General features: G+C 64.9%; 17 protein-coding genes. 13 read left to right on the top strand and 4 right to left on the bottom strand.

Annotated features, from left to right (window positions below; all coding sequences use genetic code 11):
* The first annotated feature begins 27 nt into the window (after nt 1–27).
* The 4 genes from AC58EF_RS21415 (at nt 28) to AC58EF_RS21400 (ending at nt 6,569) form a co-directional block, all read left to right on the top strand.
* On the top strand, nt 28–498 hold the full coding sequence (locus AC58EF_RS21415; protein ID WP_497278464.1) for a pyridoxamine 5'-phosphate oxidase family protein: 471 nt from the start codon (nt 28–30) through the stop codon (nt 496–498).
* A 285-nt stretch (nt 499–783) separates the two neighbouring features.
* The gene (locus AC58EF_RS21410) at nt 784–2,163 is read left to right on the top strand and encodes a DEAD/DEAH box helicase (protein ID WP_497278462.1); all 1,380 of its coding nucleotides are present in this window, start codon (nt 784–786) and stop codon (nt 2,161–2,163) included.
* 283 nt (nt 2,164–2,446) lie between these two features.
* Complete coding sequence (locus AC58EF_RS21405; RefSeq protein WP_497278461.1) at nt 2,447–5,341, top strand: M16 family metallopeptidase; 2,895 nt, start codon at nt 2,447–2,449, stop codon at nt 5,339–5,341.
* 103 nt (nt 5,342–5,444) lie between these two features.
* On the top strand, nt 5,445–6,569 hold the full coding sequence (locus AC58EF_RS21400) for a glycosyltransferase family 4 protein (protein ID WP_497278459.1): 1,125 nt from the start codon (nt 5,445–5,447) through the stop codon (nt 6,567–6,569).
* A gap of 6 nt (nt 6,570–6,575) precedes the next feature.
* Here AC58EF_RS21400 and AC58EF_RS21395 read toward each other — a convergent pair whose 3' ends face one another.
* Nucleotides 6,576–7,166 carry a TetR/AcrR family transcriptional regulator gene (locus AC58EF_RS21395; RefSeq protein ID WP_497278457.1) on the bottom strand — a complete coding sequence of 197 codons (591 nt, stop codon included), beginning with the start codon at nt 7,164–7,166 and terminating at the stop codon, nt 6,576–6,578.
* A gap of 118 nt (nt 7,167–7,284) precedes the next feature.
* On the opposite strand from AC58EF_RS21395, the gene AC58EF_RS21390 reads away from it, so the two are divergent.
* The 5 genes from AC58EF_RS21390 to AC58EF_RS21370 all read left to right on the top strand — a co-directional run bounded on the left by AC58EF_RS21390 (nt 7,285) and on the right by AC58EF_RS21370 (nt 14,657).
* Nucleotides 7,285–8,445 carry an efflux RND transporter periplasmic adaptor subunit gene (locus AC58EF_RS21390; RefSeq protein WP_497278456.1) on the top strand — a complete coding sequence of 387 codons (1,161 nt, stop codon included), beginning with the start codon at nt 7,285–7,287 and terminating at the stop codon, nt 8,443–8,445.
* Between the two features lie 3 nt (nt 8,446–8,448).
* Complete coding sequence (locus AC58EF_RS21385) at nt 8,449–11,622, top strand: efflux RND transporter permease subunit (protein ID WP_497278455.1); 3,174 nt, start codon at nt 8,449–8,451, stop codon at nt 11,620–11,622.
* Between the two features lie 5 nt (nt 11,623–11,627).
* A complete protein-coding gene (locus AC58EF_RS21380) occupies nt 11,628–13,040 on the top strand; it encodes an efflux transporter outer membrane subunit (RefSeq protein WP_497278453.1) in 1,413 nt (470 codons plus the stop codon).
* Nucleotides 13,041–13,121: 81 nt separating this feature from the next.
* Nucleotides 13,122–13,625 carry a methylated-DNA--[protein]-cysteine S-methyltransferase gene (locus AC58EF_RS21375; RefSeq protein WP_497278451.1) on the top strand — a complete coding sequence of 168 codons (504 nt, stop codon included), beginning with the start codon at nt 13,122–13,124 and terminating at the stop codon, nt 13,623–13,625.
* Nucleotides 13,626–13,712: 87 nt separating this feature from the next.
* A complete protein-coding gene (locus AC58EF_RS21370) occupies nt 13,713–14,657 on the top strand; it encodes a glutaminase (protein ID WP_497278449.1) in 945 nt (314 codons plus the stop codon).
* 73 nt (nt 14,658–14,730) lie between these two features.
* Here the strand turns inward: AC58EF_RS21370 and AC58EF_RS21365 are convergent, their stop codons facing one another.
* Nucleotides 14,731–15,660 (bottom strand): hydrogen peroxide-inducible genes activator, encoded by a 930-nt coding sequence (locus tag AC58EF_RS21365; RefSeq protein ID WP_497278448.1) that lies wholly within the window; start codon nt 15,658–15,660, stop codon nt 14,731–14,733.
* A 39-nt stretch (nt 15,661–15,699) separates the two neighbouring features.
* Nucleotides 15,700–16,473 (bottom strand): sulfite exporter TauE/SafE family protein, encoded by a 774-nt coding sequence (locus tag AC58EF_RS21360; protein WP_497278447.1) that lies wholly within the window; start codon nt 16,471–16,473, stop codon nt 15,700–15,702.
* A 165-nt stretch (nt 16,474–16,638) separates the two neighbouring features.
* On the opposite strand from AC58EF_RS21360, the gene epsC reads away from it, so the two are divergent.
* The 3 genes from epsC to AC58EF_RS21345 all read left to right on the top strand — a co-directional run bounded on the left by epsC (nt 16,639) and on the right by AC58EF_RS21345 (nt 18,083).
* Nucleotides 16,639–17,352, top strand: a complete 714-nt coding sequence (gene epsC / locus AC58EF_RS21355; RefSeq protein WP_497278446.1) for a serine O-acetyltransferase EpsC — start codon at nt 16,639–16,641, stop codon at nt 17,350–17,352.
* Nucleotides 17,352–17,690, top strand: coding sequence for a DUF2794 domain-containing protein (locus AC58EF_RS21350; protein ID WP_497278444.1), 339 nt, complete (start codon nt 17,352–17,354; stop codon nt 17,688–17,690). Before epsC ends, AC58EF_RS21350 begins: the two co-directional genes overlap by 1 nt.
* Nucleotides 17,691–17,753: 63 nt before the next feature.
* Nucleotides 17,754–18,083, top strand: a complete 330-nt coding sequence (locus AC58EF_RS21345; RefSeq protein ID WP_497278443.1) for a YnfA family protein — start codon at nt 17,754–17,756, stop codon at nt 18,081–18,083.
* A gap of 42 nt (nt 18,084–18,125) precedes the next feature.
* Here AC58EF_RS21345 and AC58EF_RS21340 read toward each other — a convergent pair whose 3' ends face one another.
* Nucleotides 18,126–19,178 carry an NAD(P)-dependent alcohol dehydrogenase gene (locus AC58EF_RS21340; RefSeq protein WP_497278442.1) on the bottom strand — a complete coding sequence of 351 codons (1,053 nt, stop codon included), beginning with the start codon at nt 19,176–19,178 and terminating at the stop codon, nt 18,126–18,128.
* Between the two features lie 269 nt (nt 19,179–19,447).
* Between AC58EF_RS21340 and uvrC the strand changes: the two genes are divergently transcribed.
* Complete coding sequence (uvrC, locus tag AC58EF_RS21335) at nt 19,448–21,361, top strand: excinuclease ABC subunit UvrC (protein ID WP_497278440.1); 1,914 nt, start codon at nt 19,448–19,450, stop codon at nt 21,359–21,361.
* Nucleotides 21,362–21,729: the final 368 nt, after the last annotated feature.

Here is a 21,729-nt window from a genome sequence, read left to right as displayed (position 1 = left end):
AGGGGAAAGCCCATAGGAGACAGGATGATGACGAACGAAGCCGATATTCGCGACCGTTTCTGGACCGATCTGTCGAGCAGCCCCTTCCTGATGGTCGGGTTGCGCAACAGCGCCGAGCATAGCGTGCCGATGACGGCGCAACTCGATCCCAAGGCCAGTCATTGCTTCTGGTTCTACACTTCGAAGGACAATCGCCTGGCGCCGGGCGGTCCCGCGATGGCGCAATTCGCGGCGAAGGATCATTATCTTTTCGCCTGCATCGAAGGGACGCTGACGCCCGAAAGCGACGCGGCGGTGATCGACCGCTATTGGTCGAAGGAGGTCGAGGCCTGGTATCCGGGCGGACGGGCCGATCCCAATCTTCTGATGCTGCGTTTTGACTTGGGCACGGCGGAAATCTGGCGCGCCGACCTGTCGATCAAGGGCGTGTTCAAGATGCTGTTCGGCGGCGATGTGCGCGACGAGATGAAGGGCAAGCACGCCGAAGTCGTGCTTTGATTCGTCCGCGAGTCACTGTTGAGGCGGCCCTGACGGACATGCCGGGGCCGCTTGCTTTTTGCCTGCGCTTCCTCCATATGCGCCGCAGCGCAGCAGACGACCCCCGTGGTCCCCAGCGATTGGCAGCGTGATCGTCCCTTATCCCCGAAGGATTGGCGGACCGGCCAATGACAGTCTGCGCCAAGCTTGAGGCTTCCCTTTTCACGCGGGTCGTTTCGTAACCCGCCTTGCGCCCTTGCTGCGTCCGCAGTCCAAGTCGGCGCCCGGCCGACTTGTGAGTTATCCATGGAATTTACCGATCTTGGCTTGTCCGAGCCGATCCTGAAGGCGCTCGCCGCCAAGAAATATGCCAACCCCACGCCGATCCAGCAAAAGGCGATTCCCGTTCTGCTGGAAGGGCGCGACCTGTGCGGCATCGCCCAGACCGGCACCGGCAAGACCGCGGCCTTCGCGCTGCCCAGCCTCGATTATTTCGCCCGCAACCCCAAGCAGACGCCGGTCAAGGGCTGCCGGATGCTGGTGCTCTCGCCGACCCGCGAACTCGCGGCGCAGATCGCGCAGAGCTTCCGCGACTATGGCCGCTTCCTGAAGCTGTCGGTTGAAACCGTGTTCGGCGGCGTGCCGATCAACAAGCAGATCCGCGCGCTGTCGCATGGCGTCGATATCGTCGTCGCCACGCCCGGCCGTCTGCTCGACCTGATCGACCAGCGCGCCTTCACCATTCGCGACACGGAAATCTTCGTCCTCGACGAGGCGGACCAGATGATGGACATGGGCTTCATTCACCCGCTGCGCCGCGTCGCCAAGCTGTTGCCGCAGCAGCGCCAGAATCTTTTCTTCTCGGCCACCATGCCCAAGGAGATCGAGGCGCTGGCAGGCCAGTTCCTGAACGATCCGGTCAAGGTCAGCGTCGCGCCGCAGTCGACCACGGCCGAACGCGTGCGCCAGCAGGCGACCTTCGTCAACCAGGCGGAAAAGCAGGCGCTGCTCCATATCGTGCTGAAGACCGAGGAGATCGACCGCGCGCTGATCTTCACCCGGACCAAGCATGGGGCCGATCGCGTCGTGCGTTTTCTGGAAGGGGCCGGGATCGACGCCTTCGCCATCCACGGCAACAAGAGCCAGGGGCAGCGCACCACCGCGCTCCAGGCGTTTCGCCAGGGCAAGGTCAAGCTGCTGGTCGCGACCGATATCGCCGCGCGCGGCATCGACGTGTCGGGCGTCAGCCACGTCATCAATTTCGAGATTCCGAACGTGCCGGAACAATATGTCCACCGCATCGGCCGCACCGCGCGCGCCGGGGCGGAGGGGGTCGCGATCAGCTTCGTGGCGGATGACGAGCGGCCCTATCTGAAGGCCATCGAGAAGGCGACCCGCGTGAAGCTGGAGATCGAGCCGCTGCCGGAGAATTTCCTGGAGGCCGTGCGCAACCTTCCCAAGCCTGCGCCGCAACGCAAGGGACCGAGCCAGACCCCGCAGCAGCAGGCGAAGCGCGCGGAGGGGCAGCGCCGCTATCAGGACCAGCAGAAGGCCCAGCGCGGCGCGCCCGACAAGGCGCATCGCGGCGAAGGGGACGGCGCGGCGCAGAAACCGGGTCGTCGCCGGCGTCGTGGCGGCGTGGGCGCGCACAAGGGCGCGGTCCAGCGCACCGGCGCGCCGCGCTGATTGATTTGGGTGCAGTCGGAAAGCCTTTCCGACTGCACCTATTCTTTTGGCGATTATGGCATTCGCGGAGCCTATCCCCAAACATCCATAAGAGCAGCGAACCTCAAGCAAATCCTCCCCTGTAAGGGGAGGATTTTCCGGGGCGCCCCTGATCCTTCTCGAATGCTTGCGGCCCTGGCTTTGCGAATGCCATAATCGTCAAACAAATGGGCGTGGGTTGTCGCGCTCGATGACCGTCATTGTCAGTGGCTATTCAGGAAAAGGACGCTAGGTTCCCGTGCCTATGCGTTTTTCCTTCCGCCGTTCGGCCGCTTCGCTCACCCTTCTCGCCCTGCTTCTGTCGGGTTCCCCGCTGCCGCTGGCGGCGAAGACCGATCCGGCGGCGGCGCCCGCTGCGGCCGCAGGCGCGACCCAGGCGCAGGTGCGGCCCTGGCTCTACGAAAACAGCGATGTGCCGATCGACACGGCCTGGCGTTTCGGCACACTGCCCAACGGGCTGCGCTACGCCATCCGGCGCAACGGCGTGCCGCCGGGGCAGGTGTCCGTCCGCCTTCGGATCGACGCCGGATCGCTCATGGAGCGCGAGGATGAGCAGGGCTATGCCCATTATATGGAGCATCTCTCCATGCGCGGCTCGCGCCATGTGCCGGACGGCGAATCGAAGCGCATCTGGCAGCGTCTGGGCGTGACCTTCGGCAGCGACAGCAATGCCCAGACGACGCCGACCGGCACCACCTATGCGCTGGACCTGCCGCAGGCGACGCAGGCGACGCTGGGCGAAAGCATGAAGATCCTGGCCGGGATGATGGCCGATCCCAATATCGTCGATAATGCGGTCAATGCCGAACGCGCCGTGGTGCTGGCCGAAAAGCGCGAGAGCGACGGGCCGCAGAGCCGCATTTCCGACGCCAGCCGCAAGCATTTCTTCGCCGGGCAGCCGCTGGCGGAACACGCCCCGATCGGCACGGTGGCGACGCTGAACGCCGCGACGGCGGCGAAGCTGGAGGCCTTTCACCAGCGCTGGTATCGCCCGGAAAATACCGTGATCGCCATTGCCGGCGATATCGATCCGGCGCTTGCCGAGCAGTTGATCAAGGATAATTTCGCGAACTGGGCCGATACGGGCAAGGGGGCACCGATCCCCGACTTCGGCACGCCCGATGCGAAGCTGCCGGCGACGACCGTGTTGGTGGAACCCGGTGTGCCGGTCGGGCTGACGATGGCGTGGCTGCGGCCGTGGAAGCCGCACGCCGACACGATCGTCTATAATCAGGACAAGCTGACCGACATGCTGGCGCTGCAGATCATCGGCCGCCGCTTCGAGCAGGCGGCGCGCGCAGGCGGCAGCTTCCTACAGGCCAATGTCGAGCAGCAGGATGTCAGCCGGTCGGCCGACGGCACTTTCCTGTCGATCATCCCGAGCGGCAACAATTGGGAAAAGGCGCTGAGCGACGTGCGCGCGATCGTGGAGGATGCCAAGGCCACGCCGCCCAGCCAGGCGGAGATTGATCGCGAATATGCGCAGATGGACATGGCGCTTGCCATTCAGGTCGAAAATGCGCCGACGGAGGCGGGAGCCAAGCAGGCGAGCGACCTTGTGAGCGCCGTCGATATCCGCGAGACGACGGTCAGCCCGCAGGCGGCGGTCGACATCTTCCGCGCGGGCAAGCCGGCGATGACGCCGGCCAAGATACTGGAATCGACGCAGCGGCTTTTTTCAGCCGGGGTGTTCCGCGCGCTGCTCGTGACCGGGAAGATCGAGCCGGGCGTCGATGCGAAGCTGGCGGCGGCCGTCGCCGCGCCGGTCAAGGCCGCGACCAACGCCCGACTGGCCGACAAGCCGGTGACGATGAACGACCTGCCCAAATTCGGGGCGCCTGCGACGGTCGTGTCGCGGGCGCCGGTCGGTCTGCCCGGCATGGAGACGATCAGCTTCTCCAACGGCGTCAAGCTGACCCTGTTCGCCAATGATGCCGAGCCGGAAAAAGTGCGGATCAATGTGCGCTTCGGCCATGGCCAGCAGGCGTTCCCGCCGAACAAGCCGGTTGCGAGTTGGGCCGGCGATTATGCGCTGGTGGCGAGCGGCATCGGCAAGCTGGGCCAGCGCGAACTGGACGAACTGACCATCGGCCGGCGCATGGGCATGGATTTCGACGTCGATGACGACGCCTTCGAATTGCAGGCCATCACACGCCCGGCCGACTATAAGGACCAGTTGCGGCTGTTCGCGGCCAAGCTCGCGGCGCCCGGCTGGGACCCTGCGCCGATCGCGCGGGTGAAGACCGGCGCGATCGTTGCCTATGACGCCATGTCGCGCTCGCCCGACGCGGTGCTGGGGCGCGATCTCAACTGGCTGCTGCACGACAAGGATGTGCGTTTCCGCACGCCGTCCCGCACGGAAATCGAAGCGCTGACCCCGCAGGCCTTCCGCTCGACCTGGGAACCGGTGCTGGCGTCGGGGCCGATCGAGATCCAGATTTTCGGCCATGTCCAGGCGGAGGACGCGATCCAGGCGGTCGCGGCGACCTTTGGCGCGATGCCTGCGCGGGGGGACACGTCCGTCCCCGCAGCCAACAAGGTCATGCGCTTCCCCGCCCATGTCGAGGCGCCCGTCGTCCTGCGGCACAAGGGCGACAAGGATCAGGCGGCGGCGGTCATGGCCTGGCCGACGGCCGGTGGCTTCGCCTTGCAGAAGGAAGGGCGACAGCTCGAAATCCTGACCCAGATTTTCAACGACCGGCTGTTCGACAAGCTGCGCTCCACCGAGGGGGCGGCCTATTCGCCCAGCGTCCAGAATAACTGGCCCTTTTCCTATGAAAGCGGCGGCTATATCCTTGTCACCAGCCAGGTGCGGCCCGACCGGATCGCCTATTTCTACGATGTGGTGAAGACCACGGCGGCGGACCTTGTGAAAACCCCGGTCACAGCCGACGAATTGCAGCGGGCGGTCGCGCCGATGCAGCAATTGCTGATGCGGGCGAGCACGGGCAACGCCTTCTGGATGAACCAGATGGAAGGCGCGACCCACGACCCGCGCTATGTCCAGGCGATGCAGACTATGTCGAAGGACATGCTGACCGTGACGCCGGCCGATTTGCAGGCGCTGGCCGCCAAATATCTGGTGCCGGGCAAAAGCTGGTCGGCGATCGTCCTGCCGGAAGGCGCGACAGCGAAATAGACAATTGAAACCAGCTTCTTTTCACTTGCTCCGGCGGCGCGGGTGACGCTACCCGCCCGGGGGGCAAGGGTGGAGGCATGGGGCGAATGACGGACGGGGTGCGATGAGCCTGCGGGTCATATTGTCGGTCGAGGCGCTTGAACCTCATCTGTCGGGTATCGGCCGCTATAGCTGGGAACTGGCGCAGCGCTTGCCGTTCGTCAGCGGCGTGGGCAGCCTGCGCTTCTATCGGAACGGCGAATGGATCGCGCAGCCGGCTCAGTTGCTGGACCCCGCCGGCGTTCCGCTCTGGGGCAACAAGCAATTGCGCTGGCTGCGCAAGCGGAACCGCTGGGCGCTCCGGCTGCGCGATGCTGCGGTCATGCGGGGGCGTCTGTTCCATGGCCCCAATTATTTCCTGCCGCCCGCGGCGGCCGGGGGCGTCATTACCGTCCATGATCTGTCGATCTTCCGCTATCCCGAAACCCATCCCGCCGAACGGCTGCGCCGGTTCGAGCGCTATTTCCGTCTTTCGGTCGACCGGGCTGGTTATATCATCACCGACAGCGAGACGACGCGCGCGGAAGTAGCCGATTTTCTGGGGTTCGATCGGGACAGGATCACGGCCGTGCCGCTGGCGGCAAGCCCGGCCTTCCATCCCCGTTCGGCCGAAGCCGTTGCGCCGGCGCTTGCGCGCTATGACCTCGTGCCGCAGGGCTACGCGCTCTGCGTTTCGACCGTCGAGCCGCGCAAGCGGATCGCCGAATTGCTCCACGCCTGGGAAAATCTGCCGCCGGCGGTGCGCCATCGCTGGCCTTTGATGGTGACGGGTGGGACCGGATGGCTCAGCGACACGGTGCGCGACCTGATGGACAAGGGCGCGCGGCAGGGCTGGGTCCGCTATCTCGGTTTCGTGCCGGAGGAGGATCTGCCGCTGCTCTATGCGGGGGCGGCGCTGTTCGTTTACCCGTCCGTCTATGAAGGCTTCGGCTTGCCGCCTGTGGAGGCGATGGCCAGCGGGGTGCCGGTGGTGGTCGCCGATGCGTCCTGCCTGCCCGAAGTGACCGGGGGCGCCGCGATGCTGGTGCGGCCCGAAGATGTTAGCGATTTCTCCCACCGGCTGGAGCAGGCGCTTGCGGATACGCCGTGGCGGCAGGCGGCGGTGGAAAAGGGATTGGGCGTGGCGGGCGCCTATAGCTGGGATCGCTGCGCCCATGAGACGGTGGACGTCTATCGACGGCTGGCCTGAACGCCGTCAATGCACGGCCTTCAGACCAGCGACGATCATCTGGGCGCCCCGACGGGCAGCGCATTCCGCGCTCAGCGTCGGGCGGGACACGCTGCGATGCCCATAGCCGAACATGCAGGCCAGGATCAGTTCCTCCGCCGCATCCAGCGCCTCCCCGGAAAGTTCTGGATTGGCTATACAGGCGAAATCCCGCAAAATGGTGCGAAATGCGTCACATAGAGCGCCGATCGTCTCGGCCACCGCCTCATTGCGGAAAGATTCGGCCAATATGTCGAAGGACAGGGCTTCATCCCGTTCCTTTTCGGTGCCGTGCAGCAAAAGCTGTTCGAATGCCTGCTCCAGGCTCAGTTCACCGGCTTCCAGCCGCGCGCGCAATATATCGGTGTCGGCCTTCCATGCGTCGGAATCCGACTGGATCATCGCTTCGATAATGTCTTCCTTGCCCTTGAAAAGGCGGTAAATCTGGCCGACCGAAACCTGCGCGGCGGCGGCCAGTTGCGCCATCGAGGTCTGATGGAACCCCCTGGTGGCGAACAGGTCGCGCGCGGCGGTCAATATGCGGCTTCTACCGTCCTTTTGATGTTGCACTGCAACCATTTTCTACCCCTTGGCGTTTTTCGCCTCTTGAATATTCTGTGCCATGATCTTAGGTGCGCAGCAAGCGGAATGAACGTTCATTCCGCATATATGATCCTTATGGGAACGGAATTCAGCGATGCAAAAGGGGATTTTCGGCGGATTTCTGGTATGCGCATCGGCCCTGGCGCTGAGCGCGTGTGGTGAGAGCCAACCGCCCGCGCCGCCGCCGCCCGCGGTCGGCGTCGTGACGTTGAAGACCGAGTCGGCGCCGCTGCTCAATGAGCTGCCGGGCCGCATCTCCGCCGTTGAGACGGCGGAAGTTCGCCCGCAAATCAGTGGTGTAATTCGGCGTCGCCTGTTTCAGGAAGGCGGCTATGTGCGCGCGGGGCAGTTGCTCTACGAAATCGATGACGCGCCCTATCGCGCCGCGCTCGCGCAGGCGCAGGGTTCGCTCGCAAGCGCCAATGCGACGATCAACTCGACCAATTTGCAGGCGCAGCGCTACAAGGATCTGGTCGGCATCAATGCGGTCAGCAAGCAGCAATATGATGACGCGGTTGCTGCCGCCCAACAGGCGCGCGCCAATGTTGCGGCGCAGCGTGGCGCGGTGCAGGCGGCGCAGGTGAACCAGAATTTCACCCGTATCCGCGCGCCCATTTCCGGTCGCATCAGCCGCTCACTCTTCACGCCCGGCGCATTGGTGCAGGCGGGGCAGGCGGACGCGCTCACGACCATCCAGCGCACCGACACCGTCTATGTCGACGTCACCCAGTCGGCTGCCCAGATCATCGACCTCAAGCAGGCGATGAAGAAGGGCGGCGTAAGCGAGGCGGATGGCGCGCGCATCCAGTTGCTGCTGCCCAATGGCACCACCTATCCGATCGAGGGGCGTCTGCAATTTTCCGAAGTGACGGTCGATCAGGCGTCGGGCGCGGTGACGTTGCGCGCGACCTTCGCCAATCCCGACGGCTTGCTGCTGCCAGGCATGTATGTGCGGGCGAAACTGGTCGAGGGGCAGGTGGCCCAGGCCATATTGGCGCCGCAACAGGGCATCAGCCGCGATGCGCGCGGTCGTGCGACGGCGATGGTCGTCGGCAAGGACAACAAGGCCGAATTGCGCCAGGTCGAGGTCGATCGCGCCATCGGCGACAAGTGGATCGTCACTAGCGGCCTGAAGCCCGGCGACAGGCTGATCGTCGAGGGGCTGGTCAATCTGCGCCCCGGCACGGTCGTGAAGCCCGGCGCGCCGCAACAGGTGACGGCTGCCCCCAATGATGCACAGGGTGGGGCGAAGTAAGTCATGGCCCGCTATTTCATCGACCGGCCCATCTTCGCATGGGTCATCGCCATCGTCATCATGCTTGCGGGCCTGCTCGCGATTCGGGTTCTGCCGGTCGCGCAGTTCCCGGAAATCGCGCCGCCCGCGGTGACGATCCAGGCAACCTATCCGGGCGCCAACGCCCAGACGCTGGAAAGCACGACAACTCAGATCATCGAGCAGCAGCTCAAGGGCATCGACAATCTGCGCTATTTCTCGTCGACCAGCGACGGGTCGGGCAACCTCAACATCACCCTGACCTTCGAGCAGGGGACGGACCCCGACATCGCGCAGGTCCAGGTGCAGAACAAACTGTCGCAGGCGACGCCGCTGCTGCCGCAGGAAGTGCAGCAGCAGGGCCTGCGCGTCAGCAAGTCCACCTCCAGCTTCCTGCTGATCATGGCCGTCTATGCCGATGACGGCATCCATGATCAGGAAGATGCGAGCGACTTCATCGCTTCCAGCTTGCAGGACCCGATCAGCCGCGTGACCGGCGTGGGCGACACCCAGTTGTTCGGTTCGTCCTATGCGATGCGCATCTGGCTCGATCCCTACAAGATGGCCAATCTGGGCATCACGACGGGCGATGTCAAATCGGCGATCGCGACGCAGAATGCGCAGGTTTCCGCGGGTCAGATCGGTGGTTCGCCCTCGCCCAAGGGACAGGCGCTCAACGCTACCGTCACCGCCCAGTCGCGCCTGCGCACGCCGGAGGAATTCCGCAACATCCGACTGCGCAGCAACAGCGACGGTTCGGTCGTGCTGATGTCGGATGTGGCGAAGGTCGAACTCGGCGCCGAAACCTACGGCTTCGGCGTGAAGTTCAACGGTCATCCCGCATCGGGCTTCGGCGTCAAGCTGGCGCCCGGCGCGAACGCGCTGGATACGGTGGAGGCGGTAAAGAGCCGCGTCGACCAGCTGTCGAAGAATTTCCCGAGCTGGGTGAAATATGATTTCCCCGTCGACAACTCGACCTTCGTCAGGCTGTCGGTCGAGCAGGTCATTCACACGCTGTTCGAAGCGATTCTGCTCGTCTTCGTCGTCATGTTCGTGTTCCTTCAGAACTGGCGCGCCACACTGATCCCGACGATCGCGGTGCCGGTGGTGCTGCTGGGATCGCTGGCGATCCTGAGCGTGGCGGGCTTCACCATCAACACGCTGACTTTGTTCGGCATGGTGCTGGCGATCGGCCTGCTGGTCGACGACGCGATCGTCGTCGTGGAAAATGTCGAGCGCCTGATCCAGGACGAGGGCCTCAGCCCCAAGGAAGCGGCCAGGAAGTCGATGGACGAAATCAGCGGCGCGCTGATCGGTATCGGCCTGGTCCTGTCCGCGGTGTTCCTGCCCATGGCCTTCTTCGGCGGATCGACGGGCGTCATCTTCCGCCAGTTCTCGATCACTATCGTTTCGTCGATGGTGCTGTCGGTGCTGGTGGCGTTGATCCTGACCCCGGCATTGTGCGCCACCATCCTGAAGCCGGCGTCGCACGGGCATAGCTGGAACGGGCCGATCGGCTCGATCTTCGGTCGCTTCTTCGACTGGTTCAACCGCACTTTCGACAAGGGCGTGGTCCGCTATGGTCGCGGCGTCGAGAAGGTGGAGCATCGCTGGGGCCGCACGATGCTGGTCTACGGCCTGATCGTGGTCGGCATGGCCTTCATCTTCCTGCGCCTGCCCAGCGGCTTCCTGCCGGACGAGGATCAGGGCATCATCATCAACCAGGTGTCGCTGCCGGCCGGCACGACGCTGGAGGAGACGGAGCGCGCGCTGACCCGTATGCGCGACCATTATCTGGTCGATGAAAAGAAGAATATATCGGCGGTCTTCACCATCGCGGGCTTCGGCTTCGTGGGGCAGGGCCAGAATGTGGGCATTCTCTTCGCCCGCATGAAGGATTGGGAAGACCGCAAGGCGGCGGATGACCGCGTTCCCGCCATCGCGTTGCGCGCGAACATGGCCTTCCAGAAGATCTCGTCGGGCATGGCCTTCGCCTTCGTGCCGCCGGCGGTGCAGGAACTGGGCAATGCGTCCGGTTTCGACTTCCAGCTTCTCGACCAGGCCAATCTGGGCCATGAAAAACTGCTCGCCGCGCGCAACCAGCTGCTCGGCATGGCGATGGGCGACAAGCGCCTGGCGCAGGTCCGTCCCAATGGCCTGGAAGACACCGCGCAGCTCAAGCTGAACGTGGATCAGGCGGCGGCGGGCGCGCTGGGCATCGCTCAGGCTGACGTCAACGACACGATCAGCACCAATCTGGGCGGTTCCTACGTCAACGACTTCATCGATCGCGATCGTGTGAAGCGGGTCTATGTGCAGGCGGAAGCGCCGTTCCGCACGTCGCCCGACGCCATCAACGCCTTCCATGTGCGCGGCAGCAGCGGCGTCATGGCGCCCCTGTCGGCCTTCTCCACCACCGAATGGGTGCAGGGGCCGGCGCGTCTGGAGCGGTTCAACGGCGTGCCGTCTATGAACATCCAGGGCGCGCCCGCGCCCGGCGTGTCCAGCGGCACGGCGATGAAGGCGATGGAGGAGTTCGCGGCCAAGCTGCCGGCGGGCATCGGTTTCAGCTGGAACGGCATCTCCTATGAGGAGCAGACGTCCGGCGGCCAGGCACCCTATGTCTATGCGCTGTCGATGCTGATCGTCTTCCTGTGCCTTGCCGCCCTTTATGAAAGCTGGTCGGTGCCGATCGCGGTCATGCTGGTGGTGCCGCTGGGCGTGCTGGGTGCAGTGATCGCGGCCAGGCTGGCGGGGCTGGACAACGACATCTATCTTCAGGTCGGCCTGATCACGACCATCGGCGTGTCGGCGAAGAACGCGATCCTGATCGTCGAGTTCGCCGAAGAGAAGATGCGCGAGGGCTTGCCGCCGGCTCAGGCGGCGCTGGAAGCGGGCAAGCTGCGTCTGCGGCCGATCCTGATGACCAGCTTCGCCTTCATCTTCGGCGTGCTGCCGCTGGCGCTGTCGAAGGGCGCGGGCGCGGGCGGTCAGAATGCGATCGGCTGGGCCGTGGTCGGCGGCATGTTGTCGGCGACGGTGCTGGCGATCTTCTTCGTCCCCGTCTTCTTCACCGTCGTGAAGCGGCTGTTCCGCGAACATAAGAACCAGGAAGCGGCTGGCGATACGGCAACACCCGACGCGCCGCAGGAGGCTTGAAGACCATGCGCAACATGAAAGCGCTGGGCGCCGTCACTCTTTCGCTGGCGCTGGCCGCCTGCGACATGGCGCCCAAATATGCCCGGCCGGAATTGCCGGTGCCCGCCGCCAGCCCGCAGGGGCCGGCCTATGCCGCCGACGGCGGGCAGGTCGCGATCGTGCCGGCGGAAACCGGCTGGCGCGATTTCTTCACCGACGCCCGGATGGCGCGGGTGATCGAAACCGCGCTCGCCAATAATCGCGACCTTCGTCTGGCGGTCGCGAACGTGGCGCAGGCGCGGGCGCAATATCGGGTGCAGCGGGCCGATCTCCTCCCGACGGTGGGGGCGACCGGGACGGCGACCTATTCCGAACAGCCGCTCGTCCAGTTCGGACAGAATCAGCGGCTGAACACCGACGTCTATCAGGCGCAGATCGGCATTTCCTCCTGGGAAATCGACCTGTTCGGCCGGGTGCGCAACCTGACCAGGGCTGCGCAGGAGCAATATTTCGCTCAGGTCGAAAACCGCAACGCCGCGCAAACGAGCCTGATCGCGGAGACGGCGAACGCCTGGCTCACCATGGCCGCGGACCAGGAGCGGTTGCGCATCGCCCGCGACCTGGAAAAGGCATTCGGCCAGACGCTGGAACTGACCAAGGCGCGCTTCGACAAGGGCATCGCATCCGAACTGGAAGTGCGGCAGGCGCAGACCAGCTATGACAGCGCCCGATCGGACATTGCCGAAGCGACGACTCTGGTGGCGCAGGACCAGAATGCGCTGAACCTGCTGGCCGGGACCACCGTTTCAGCGGCCGATCTGCCGGAAGCCTTCCCCGAACAAAGCGCGACGATCGACAATCTGCCTACCGGCATTTCGTCCGATGTGCTGCTGCGCCGGCCGGACATCGCATCGGCAGAGCATCAGTTGCGTAGCGCCAATGCCAATATCGGCGCGGCGCGCGCGGCCTTCTTCCCGCAAATTTCGCTGACGGCGGCATTGGGGACCGTGAGCCTGGGCCTGTCCGGCCTGTTCGCCTCCGGCAGCGACACCTGGTCGGTCGCGCCCAGCGCAACACTGCCGATCTTCGATTTCGGCAGGAACAAGGGCAATCTTCGCTATGCGAAGGCGACCTATGACGCGATGCTCGCCACCTATGAGAAGAGCGTCCAGACCGGCTTCCGGGAAGTCGCCGATGCGCTGGCGCGGCGGGGCACGATGGGCGCGCAACTGGAGGCGCAGACGTCGCAGCGCGATTCCGCGCGGGTCGCCTATACCCTGTCGGAAGCGCGCTTCCGCTCGGGTGTCGACACCTTCCTGACGACGCTGGATTCGCAGCGTTCGCTCTATGCGGCGGAGCAGAGCCTGCTCGCGACGCGGCTGACGCGGGCGAGCAATCTGGTGGAACTCTACCGGGCGATGGGCGGCGGCCTGAAATAGGGCCGTCGCTTTGAGCGCAAGCGGAAGGAAGCAGCGCTCCTCATTTCGCGCTATCACGGCGCGGCAATGATGGAGAGCGACATGAGCCTGTTTCGCACGACCTTCCAGTCCCCCGTCGGTGCGCTGCCCCTGGTGGCGAGCGACGCGGGGCTGGTCGCCGTCCTCTGGCCCGACGATGCGCCCGACCGGGTTCGGCTGGGCGCGATGCGCGAGCAGGCGGATCATCCGGTGCTGGTGGAGGCGGTTGTCCAACTTGCCGCCTATTTCGCCGGGGAACGGATCGCGTTCGACCTGCCGCTCGATCCGCGCGGCACCGATTTCCAGCGCAGCGTCTGGACCGCCTTGCGCGACATCCCCTTCGGCGAGACGCGCAGCTATGCGGACATTGCCCGCGCCATCGGCCGACCCACGGCCGTCCGGGCCGTGGGTGCCGCTAATGGCCGCAATCCACTGTCGATCGTGGCGCCATGCCACCGGGTAGTGGGCAGCAATGGCGCGCTGACTGGCTTTGCCGGCGGTCTGGAAACCAAGCGCTGGCTGCTGGCCCATGAACAGGGCAAGGGGCAGGACGCGCGGCTGCTCTGATTTTTCGGCTGTTCCAATTGCCGGTATCGCCTATGCTGATCGCTGAAAGCGGAGCTATGCGGGCACGATTATGACACCGGATTTGGCATGACACCGGATTTGGATGTGATCGTCGCCGATATCGTTACCGCCATGCGCGCGGCGGAGGAGCGCGGCACCGTCGCCAGCTATATTCCTGAACTGGCGAAGGTCGATCCGCGCCAGTTCGGCATTGCCGTCGCCATGGCGGACAGCCGAGTCCTGACAGGTGGGGATGCCGATGCGGGCTTTTCGATCCAGTCGATATCGAAGGTCTTCGCGCTCACCCTCGCGCTGGGCAAGGTCGGCGACCAGCTTTGGGACCGGGTCGGGCGGGAGCCTTCGGGCAATGCCTTCAACTCGATCGTCCAGCTCGAACAGGAACATGGCATTCCGCGCAATCCCTTCATCAATGCGGGGGCCATCGTCGTTGCCGACGTCAATCTGGGCGGGCATCAGCCGCGCGTGGCGATCGGCGAGATGCTGCGCTTCGTCCGCTATCTGGCCGGGGATGACGGCATCGCGATCAACGAGGCGGTCGCGGCATCCGAAACCGCCACCGGCTTTCGCAACATGGCCCTCGCCAACTATATGCGCGCCTTCGAGAATGTCCGTCATCCGGTCGACCTGGTGCTGGGCACCTATTTCCATCAATGCGCGATCGAGATGAGCTGCCGGCAACTGGCGCTCGCGGGCCGCTATCTGATGCTGGACGGCCGGCATCCGGGCGGGGGCAGGGTGGTGTCGCCGCGCCGCGCCCGCCGCATCAACGCGCTGATGCTCACCTGCGGCCATTATGACGCCTCGGGCGATTTCGCCTTCCGCGTCGGCATACCGGGCAAGTCCGGGGTCGGCGGCGGCATATTGGCGATCGTGCCGGGCCGCGCGTCCATCGCGGTCTGGTCGCCGGGCCTCAACGCCAGCGGCAACAGCCAGTTGGGCACATTGGCGCTGGAGGAACTGGCGCGACGGACGGGCTGGTCGGTGTTCAGCCCGCCGCCAGAGGGCGATTAGAGCTGCCTGCGAAATCCGACGAAGGCGGTCCGCTCGGGTGTCGTTTCATTCGCGGAGGCGCGGAGAAGCTCCTTCAAGCCGCCTCGGGCAGCCGGCAACTGATCGCCGCCGCGTCGCGCAAAATCTCCGCCAGCATGTGAAACTCCTTCTCGCGCGGGCTGTTGCGCCGCCACACCAGCGCGATGTCGCGTGCGGAGCGTTCCGACTCCAGCGGTCGCGCGGTGATCTTCGTATGCTCCAATATGCCGCCTGCGATCGCCATTTCCGGGATCATCGTCACGCCCAGCCCATTGTCCACCATCTGGATCAGCGTGTGCAGCGACGTCCCCATCATCGTCGCGCTGGCGCGCAGGTCCGGCCGGTTGCAGGCGGCCAGCGCATGATCCTTCAGGCAATGGCCGTCCTCCAGCAGCAACAGCTTGCTCTCGTCGATCATGCCGGGCTTGATCCATTCGGGCGGGTTGGTCGGGTCGTCCTGCGGAAAGGCGACATAGAGCCGGTCCTGGAACAATATCTCGCTGTCCAGTTCACCCATGGCGAAGGGCAGGGCCAGCAGCACGCAATCGACATTGCCGTGGCGCAGCGATTCGATCGCCGCCTGGCTCGTCTCCTCGCGCAGATAGAGTTTCAGTTCGGGTCGCTCGGCGCGCAGCCGGGGCAGCAGCCGGGGCAGCAGGAAGGGGGCGATGGTCGGGATCACGCTCATGCGCAGTTCGCCGGTCAGCGGCTTGCCCGACGCTTCGGCGATGGCGGCCAGTTCCTCCGCCTCGCGCAGCACGCGATGCGCCTTCTCCACGATCCGGTCGCCCAGCGCGGTGAAGCGCACCACCCGGCGGGTGCGCTCGACCAAAGTGACGCCGATCAGCGATTCCAGCTCGCGAATGCCGGCCGACAGCGTCGACTGAGTGACGAAACAACTGTCGGCGGCCTTGCCGAAATGGCCCTGCTCCTTGAGCGCAACCAGATATTGCAGCTGTTTCAACGTGGGCAGGTAACTGGACATTTATCGGCTTCCTCGATCAGAAAGTCGAATATAAGAGGTTTATCCAATATATCCAAGCCATTTGGCCACGCCGAACATCGATGTCAGCGTCAGGATGACGCCGACCGCGGTGAACAGGAAGCGCGGGGCGACATGGCGGGCGAGCATGGCGCCGAACGGCGCGGCCACCACGCCGCCGATCAGCAGGCCGACCGTGTAGGTGGTGAAGGTTTCCCAGCCGAGGTGGAAGAGGAAGGTCAGGCTGATCGACAGGGTGAGGATGAACTCGACCGTGTTGACCGTGCCGATCGTGTGCCGCGGGCTGGCGCCCTGCAACAGCAGGTTGGACGTGACGATCGGCCCCCAGCCGCCGCCGCCGCTGGCGTCCATGAAGCCGCCGGCCAGCCCCAGCGGCGTCACCCATTTGGGATCGCGCGCCTTGGGCGGCAGGTGGAAGCCGCGCCAGATCAGGTAGACGCCGATCGCGGCGAGATAGGCCTGGACGAAGGGCTTCACCACTGCGCCGTCGATGTTTGACAGAAGATAGGCGCCGGCCACGCCGCCGATCACCCCTGGAATGATGAGCCGGGCGAACAAGGTCCAGTCGACATTGCGATGGAGAATATGGCTGATGGCCGATACGCCGGTGGTGAAGGTTTCAGCCGCATGGACGCTGGCCGACGCGCGGCTGGGCGGCACCCCCAGTGCGAGCAGCAAGGTGCTGGAAATGACGCCATAGGCCATTCCGAGCGCGCCATCGATCATCTGGGCGCCGAAGCCGATCAGGATGAAGGGCAGAATGTCGCCGAAATGGGCGATGAAGGCGTCAATCATCCGTTGTCCTTTGGTTTGATTGTCTACCTCAGTGATAGGCATATCTCGGATTGCAAAGCAAGATTCCCTTTTCGGCGGGAAAGCGGATATTCGCGCCGCTCTGGAAAAAATCCGGCCATGCCCTTATGTAGGATGCAGTCAGGGAAGAATTTCAGGGACGCGGGTATGCTGCGCAATTTATGGACCTATCTGGATTCGGTAAAGGCGCGTGATCCCGCGCCCCGATCCCGCGCGGAAATCCTGCTTTATCCCGGCGTCTGGTCCCTGGCCTTCCATCGCGTGGCGCACCGTCTCTATGGCGCGCGCCTGTTCTTTCTCGCGCGGGCGGTGAACCATCTGTCGCGCTTCCTGACCGGCAACGACATTCATCCGGGCGCGAAGATCGGCAAGCGTTTCTTCATCGACCATGGCTTCACCGTGATCGGCGAGACCGCGGAGATCGGCGATGACGTGACCCTTTATCAGAATGTGACGCTGGGCGGCACCGATCCGGCCAACGGCATCGCCGGCAAGCGGCACCCGACGCTGAACGACGGGGTGATCGTCGGGTCTGGCGCGCAGGTGCTGGGGCCGATCCAGGTCGGCGCGCGGGCGCGGGTCGGCGCCAATGCCGTCGTGACCAAGGACGTGCCCGAAGGCGCGACCATGGTGGGCATCCCGGCGCGGCAGATGCTGGTCGACGTCACCGCCTATCAGCGCGACTTCATGCCCTATGGCACGCCCTGCTCCGACTGTTTCGACCCTGAGAAGCAGAAGCTGGAAATGCTCCAGTGCGAGGTGGAGCAGTTGCAGAAGCGGCTGGCCGAACTGATGGCCGAGCGGCAGAAGCCGGAAATGCCCGAACCCGGCGCCCTGTTCAAGGAGCGTGGCCGGGCCTGATGACCAATGTGACGCCGTTCCCCGCGGCCGCGCCCGGACAGGTGGGCTTCGACCGGCTGGAGTTGCAGCGGATCATGGACCTATATGGGCGGATGGTGTCGGCCGGTCACTGGCGTGATTATGCCATGGATCTGGGGCGGGAGGCCGCGATCTTCAGCGCCTTCCGCCGTTCCGCCGAACGTCCCGAATATCGCATCGAAAAGCGCCCCGCGCTGCGCCATCGCCAGGGCATATGGTCGCTGGTGGGCGAGGGCGGGCATATCCTGAAACGCGGGCAGGACTTGCAGAATGTGCTCGCGCCGGTGGAGCGCAAGCTGTTGCGGATCGTCGCGGACTGATCCGGCTTCGGGGCAGGTGGCTTCGGGGCAGACAGGCCCATGCCGGCTTGATACAGCCCGGCCATGGTGTCCGTCCTTGTCTATGTCGCCGCCGCCCTTGCGGAAATCGCCGGATGCTTCGCCTTCTGGGCCTGGCTGTGCTCGGGGAAGTCCGCGCTCTGGCTCGTTCCCGGCTGCGCGTCGCTGATCCTGTTCGCCTGGCTGCTGACGCTGGTCGACACGTCGCAGGCGGGGCGCGCCTATGCGGCCTATGGCGGCATCTACATCCTGTCGGCGCTGATGTGGCTCTGGTTGGTGGAGGGCGTGCGGCCCGACCGCTGGGACGTGACCGGGGTGGCCCTGTGCCTGGTCGGCGCGGCGGTCATCTTCTTCGGCCCGCACCGCAACGGATGAACCGAAGACGGGCGGCCCTGTCGAGCCGCCCGCCCTTTCGCGTCACGCCGCCAGCGTGGCGCTGTCGATCACGAAGCGATATTTCACGTCGCTCTTCTGCATCCGCGCATAGGCGGTTTCGATCTCCTGGATCGGGATCATCTCGATTTCGGCGGTGATGCCCTTTTCGGCGCAGAAATCGAGCATTTCCTGCGTTTCGGCGATGCCGCCGATCAGCGATCCCGCGATGTTGCGGCGCTTGAAGATGAGCGCGGCGACATTGGGCGAGGGGTGCGCATGTTCGGGCACGCCCACCAGAGTCAGGGTGCCATCCCGCTTCAGCAGTGCGGTGAAGGCGTCCAGGTCATGGCTGGCCGCGACCGTGTTCAGGATGAAGTCGAAGCTGTTCGCATGGGCGGCCATTTCTTCCGCGTTGCGCGACACGACCACTTCGTCCGCACCCAGGTCCAGCGCATCCTGCCGCTTGGAATCGGATGTGGTGAAGGCGACGACATGCGCGCCCAGCGCATGGGCGAGTTTGATGCCCATATGGCCCAGCCCGCCAATGCCGACGATGCCGACCTTCTGCCCCGGTCCGACATTCCAGTGGCGCAGCGGCGACCAGGTGGTGATGCCGGCGCAGAGCAGGGGCGCCACGGCGGCGAGCTGTTCGGGGGCATGGCCGATCTTCAGGACGAAATCATCCTTCACGACGATACTCTGCGAATAGCCACCCAGCGTATGGCCGGGGGCGTCGGCGGTCGCGCCGTTATAGGTGCCGACGAAGCCGTTCTCGCAATATTGCTCCAGCCCCTCGTCGCAGGCCGGGCAATGCTGGCAGCTGTCGACCAGACAGCCGACGCCGACCGTGTCGCCGACCTTGAACTTGGTCACGTCGCCGCCGATGGCGGTGACATGGCCGACAATTTCGTGGCCCGGAACGCAGGGGTAGAGGGTGCCCTCCCATTCGGAGCGGACCTGATGGAGATCGGAATGGCAGACGCCGCAATAGGCGATGGCGATCTGCACGTCATGGGCGCCGACCGGACGCCGTTCGATGTCGATGGATTCCAGCGGCTTGTCGGCGGCATGTGCGCCATAGGCTTTGACGGCCATAGATTTTCCCTTGGCTTGAAAGGACGATGGAAGGCGGAAGACCGGGCGTCCCGCACCGGTGCGCAGCATCGTGCGAAGCGGGGAGGCGCTCTCTTCAGTCTGTTTGTTTTGAACGGACGGCCATGGACATGGCGCCTTCCACTTATGTAGGAACGCGGCGCGGCGCCGATTAGAGGCATTCCTCTCACAACAGTCATGATTTCGCCTCATGAATGATGAATGGGACGCAGCCCGCTTGCGATCGCCGCCGGCCCCGCTATCTCTGCCCCATGTCCGGCCCCCAATCCCCCGACCGTTTCAACGAAGACAAGGCGACCTACACCGTCACCGGCAGCCAGCCGGACATAGACGCGGGCGTGGAGGCGATCCGCACCACGCTGAAGACGCTGCCGATCCGTCCGGGCGTCTACCGGATGCACGATGCGCGCGGCGACGTGCTCTATGTGGGGAAGGCACGGGCGCTCAGGAACCGGGTCGCCAATTACACCCAGGTCGATCGCCTGCCCAAACGGCTCCAGCGCATGGTCGCCCAGACCCGCAGCATGACCATCGTCACCACCAACAGTGAAGCCGAAGCGCTGCTGCTGGAGGCGCAACTGATCAAGCGCTACCGCCCGCCCTATAATGTCCTGCTGCGCGACGACAAAAGCTTCCCCTTCATCCTGCTGCGGGAGGATCATGCCTTTCCCCGCGTCCAGAAACATCGCGGCGCGCGCAAATATCAGGGCCGCTATTATGGCCCCTTCGCCAGCGCCGGGTCGGTGACGCGCACCATCAACGCGCTGCAAAAGCTGTTCCTGCTCCGCTCCTGCACCGACAGCTTCTTTTCCAACCGCTCGCGCCCCTGCCTGCTCTATCAGATCAAGCGCTGCTCCGCCCCCTGCGTCGATCGCATCGACGCGACGGGCTATGCCGAGCTGGTGAAGGATGCGCAGGATTTCCTGGGCGGCAAATCCACCGCCGTCCAGAAAAAGCTGGGCGCGGCGATGGAGCAGGCGGCGGAATCGCTCGACTTCGAACAGGCCGCCGTGCTGCGCGACCGGCTGAAGGCGCTGACCTTCATCCAGGGATCGCAGGCAATCAATGCCGAAGGGCTGGGCGACGCCGACATTTTCGCGCTGGCGGAAAAGGGCGGGGCGATGTGCATCCAGGCCTTCTTCATCCGCGGCGGCCAGAATTGGGGCCATCGCAGCTTCTTCCCGGTCCACACCGCCGACGTCGCGACGGAGGAGGTGCTGGAAAGCTTCATGGCGCAATTCTACGAGGAAGTCCCCGCGCCCAAATTGATCCTGACCGACCGCGAGCCGGCGGAATGCGAACTGATGGCGCTGGCGCTGTCGGAGCGGACCGGCGGCAGGGTGCGGATAGAGGTGCCCCGGCGCGGCGACCGCACCCGCCTCATCAAACAGGCGCAGCGCAACGCGGTGGAGGCGCTCGACCGGCGGCTGGCGGAAACGACCAGCCAGGGCCGCATCCTCGATGAGATGGTCGAGGCCTTCGGGCTGGACGGCGTGCCCGACCGGATCGAGATTTACGACAACAGCCATATCCAGGGCGCGCACGCGCTAGGCGCGATGGTCGTCGCGGGGCCGGAGGGCTTCCGCAAGAACGCCTATCGCAAGTTCAACATGAAGAACCCCGAAATCTCCAACGACGATTTCGCGATGATGCGCGAGATGTTCGAACGCCGCTTCGGTCGCGCGCAGAAGGAAGACCCGGATCGCGACGGCGGCGAATGGCCCGATCTGGTGCTGATCGACGGCGGCAAAGGGCAACTCTCCGCCGCCCGATCGATGCTGGAGGAGATGGGCATAGAGGATGTGTGCATGATCGGCGTCGCCAAGGGGCCGCATCATGGTCGCGAGGGGCGGGAGGTGTTTCACCTGATGGACGGTCGGGAAATCACCTTCCCGCTCAACCATCCGGTCCTCTTCTACCTGCAACGCCTGCGCGACGAGGCCCACCGCTTCGCCATCGGCGCCCACCGCGCCAAGCGCAGCAAGGCGATCACCGTCTCCTCGCTGGACGAGGTGCCGGGCATCGGTCCCGCGCGCAAGAAGGCGCTGCTGATGCATTTCGGCACCGCCCGCGCCGTCCGCGACGCGGCGCTCGAAGACCTCCAGCGCGCGCCTGGCGTGTCGAAGGCCGTGGCCCAGCAGGTCTATGATTATTTCCATGGGTGAGCGGGGGCTGAAAGAGTGGAACGCCATCTCCTCTACCGTCATCCCCGCGCAGGCGGGGATCCATCTCGGAGCGCCGTACTTGGAGTGAAGTTAGGAGATGGGTTCCCGCGTTGTGCGCTTCGGGTCGCAAGAATGACGAACAGGGGTGGGGAGCGGAACGGCGGCTTACGGGAAAGCATGGGCCGATAGCGATCATTTTCCCATGTCGGAAACCCCCTGAAACGAGGTTGTCGGACACACCCGCAATCCGCCAGTGTTTCTCGGACAGTCGAGTGTTCCACACAACCGACCAAGGTCGTGCCCCGGGTGATGGTGTAGTTCGACGGTAGCGAAGCTGACCGGACGCGCGCTCATCGATCAAGCGCAGT

It is taken from the genome of Sphingobium sp. WR1 (genome assembly GCF_059693745.1).
The sequence above is the reverse complement of the archived record's forward strand: the minus strand, read 5'-3'. Positions and strand labels throughout refer to the sequence as shown.